We start from the raw sequence: 2,868 nt of genomic DNA on the forward strand, positions 1-2,868 counted from the left end.
GTAAAGGTGCGCGTAGGCGTGGTTGGCCCACAGGTAGCGGCCGCCGCTGTCCCGGATGAAGGCTGCTGCCGGGCGAAGTCGGCGAAGTCCGCGAAGGCGGCGTACCGGCGAGGCGCCTCGGGCTGCGCGCCGACCTCCACCGCGAGCCCGCGTCTGCGCCCCTGGCCGCCGCTCTCGTCGGGGGCCAGCTGACGTCGAAGGTGCGGCCGTCGAACTGGGCCTGCCAGCGGCCGTCAGCGGCCGAGCCTCCCGGAGCCGACAGTTCCTGGCGCAACCGGTCGAGGAAATCCTGCGCGGTGCCCAGGTCGGCGAACGCACCGCCACCTCTCTCCAGAACACGCCACTGCCTGTCAACCTCCCACCAGGACACGGGTAGATCCTCGAGAAGCGCCTTGAGACCGGAATCGTCCACAGCGGTGTTTCCATCCTTGGTCGAACTGCCTGATACGGGTTGCCATCGCAATGTGTATCCCGTCCGGATGCCACACATGCTCGGTTCTCGGCCGACCTGAAAAGTACGGGCGCGCCCCTTTCGGGTACCCATCGGCCCCCGTGGACTCTCACGACGATTCGCACGGCCCGCAACTCTGGCATTTGCCTGACCGGTACATGCCCTCAATGGCACTCCGGGCCCCTACGGCCTGATTCCCTTGTGTGTACGGGCAGACACACCGCGTCACCGGCGCGGTCCCTCGCGATGCCCCCCGGACGAGCAACTGCGGGGCCGGGCCGCGAAGTCAGGTGCTGGCGCCGGGCGAACCGCGCGACCACACACTTCTGCACGACACGAACGAATGGAGACGAACTTCAGTGAGCAAGGTGCTGTTGGTGCATGCCAAGGGTGGTCCGCCGCTCGGTCACGTCCTGTCCCGGGCGGCCGCGAAGTCGCAACTGCACCTGCTGGCTCTCAGCGCTCTCCCTCCCTCGGTGGCCGAATCCGCCGCGCGCCTGTGCGCGTCGGTCGTGACGCCCGCCGACGCGGAGCGGTCCGACCTCGTCTCCCTGATCGCCTCGCACGCGCGGGCCGTCGGGGCGGACGCGGTGCTCACGTTCTCCGAGTACGCGGTCGTGGCCGTCGCGGAGGCCTGCGAGGAACTCGGGCTCGCCGGTGCCGGAAAGGCCTCCGCCCTCGCCCGTGACAAGCGGCTGATGCGCCGGACCTGGCAGGAACGCGGCCTGCCGCAGCCAGAGTTCCGCCCGGTCGCCACGGAGGCAGACCTGCGCGCGGCCACCGGCGTGCTGCCCTTCCCGCTGCTGCTCAAGGCCGCCTGGAGCGCGGGCTCCACCGCGCACCGGATCATCCGCTCCCCGCACGAGGTGTCCGCCGCCTGGCAGCGGTCGCACGAAGTCATGGCCGAATCCGCCCAGTTGGGATACGCGGAACTCCACGTGCCGAGGCCCAGGCGGACTTCGTCGTCGAGCAGATCGTGACCGGGGAAGCCGCGGACTGGTTCGACGAGCCGGGCTGGGGCGACTACGTCAGCGTCGAGGGCGTCGTGGCCGACGGCACCTTCCACCCGGTCTGCCTCAGCGGCCGGATGCCCACGGTCGAGCCGTTCACCGAGCGCGCGGGCATCACCCCCGCCCTGCTGCCGCAGGACGCCCAGGACCGCGTCGTGGCCCTCGCCCGGGAGGCCGTCGACGCCCTCGGCCTGAGCAACTGCGGTACGCACACCGAGATCAAGCTCGGTGCCGCGGCCGCATGTGGCTGATCGAGACGGCGGCCCGGTTCGGCGGTGCGATGACCGTCCCGCAGATCGAGGAGGTCTTCCGGCTCGACCTCGTCGGCATGCTCGTCGACCAACTACTCGGCCGCCCGGTCGACTGGCCCGTAGAGGCACGCACCCCCGCGCAGGCGCGCGGCGCGGCCGGCTCCCTCGTCGTCCTCGCGGTCGACGGCCGGGGCAACGCCTGGCCGGACCGGCGGGTCTGGGACTTCCCGACGGTCTCGGCAGGCGTACCGCTCAGCCACGGCAGCGAGTTGTCGGTGGTCGCGGAGAGTTCGCTGGCCGACGGCAGCGTGGTGCCGGTCTACGACCCGGCAGCCGGCGCCAACACCATGGCGGCGCTGTGCCTGCTCTCCGCCGCCGACCCCCGGACGGTCCTCCGCGACTTCGAGACCCTGGTGGACGCCCTGCCCCAGGTCCTGCCCGCCGCACTGCCCGAGGGAGCCGCCATATGACCGCCATGCTCTCCACCGGCGCCCCCGAGCCGGCCACGGACCGCACCGTCGTCGGCGGGAACCTCTCGCTGCCGCTGTTCCGCACGCTCTCCGGCGTCCTGGCCGGTCACCCGTACCTCAAGGTCGTCGTCGACCGCGCCGAGGACACCTGGCACCTCCTCGACACGGCCGCGCACCCCTTCCACGTCAACTACATCGCCACCCGCGTCCTCGGCATGGAACTCACCGCCCTGGACGCGTGTCTCGACGAGTTCAACGCCTCCGTCTACACGGACCCCGAGCGCCGCTTCCTGCTCGGGGTGCTGTCCCTGCACACCGAGCAGGAGGCGGACGGCCCGGAGCGCACCTTCCTCGTGCTGGAGACGACCGAGGCCGACACCATGCACGGCGCGCTGCTCGAAGCCTTCTACGAGTTCGTCCGGGTGCGCGTCGACGGCAGGCTGCCGCTCCTGCTCAAACCCGCGAACCACGGCCAGGAGGAGGAGCTGACGGCGATCAGCGAACCGCGGGTGCCGCGCATCCTCAGCCACGAACTCTTCGGCAACAGGAACCGGACACCCCTCAACCCGGGCGACGCCACCGGACGGCTGCGCTTCTTCCGGACCCGTGAGGAGTACGCGGCCGCCGAGGCCGGGCTCGGCTGGGCGGACATCGTCGCCATGCCCTGCCTGCCGGACGACGTGCCC

3 protein-coding genes and 1 pseudogene are annotated in these 2,868 nt (G+C 71.3%); all 4 read left to right on the top strand.

Features of this window, described 5'->3' with window-relative positions:
- The first annotated feature begins 810 nt into the window (after positions 1 to 810).
- The gene (locus LNW71_RS35790; RefSeq protein ID WP_250972371.1) at positions 811 to 1,431 is read left to right on the top strand and encodes a hypothetical protein; all 621 of its coding nucleotides are present in this window, start codon (positions 811 to 813) and stop codon (positions 1,429 to 1,431) included.
- The gene (locus LNW71_RS35795) at positions 1,428 to 1,712 is read left to right on the top strand and encodes a hypothetical protein (RefSeq protein ID WP_250972372.1); all 285 of its coding nucleotides are present in this window, start codon (positions 1,428 to 1,430) and stop codon (positions 1,710 to 1,712) included. The genes LNW71_RS35790 and LNW71_RS35795 overlap by 4 nt, the downstream gene beginning before the upstream one ends.
- Entirely contained in the window at positions 1,703 to 2,182 is a 480-nt protein-coding gene (locus LNW71_RS35800; protein WP_250972373.1) for a hypothetical protein, read from the top strand. Before LNW71_RS35795 ends, LNW71_RS35800 begins: the two co-directional genes overlap by 10 nt.
- A pseudogene (locus tag LNW71_RS35805) lies at positions 2,179 to 2,868 on the top strand (phosphoenolpyruvate synthase); the annotation flags it as partial. The gene LNW71_RS35800 and the pseudogene LNW71_RS35805, both read left to right, overlap by 4 nt.

The organism is Streptomyces sp. RKAG290 (assembly GCF_023701695.1).
GTDB lineage: Bacteria > Actinomycetota > Actinomycetes > Streptomycetales > Streptomycetaceae > Streptomyces.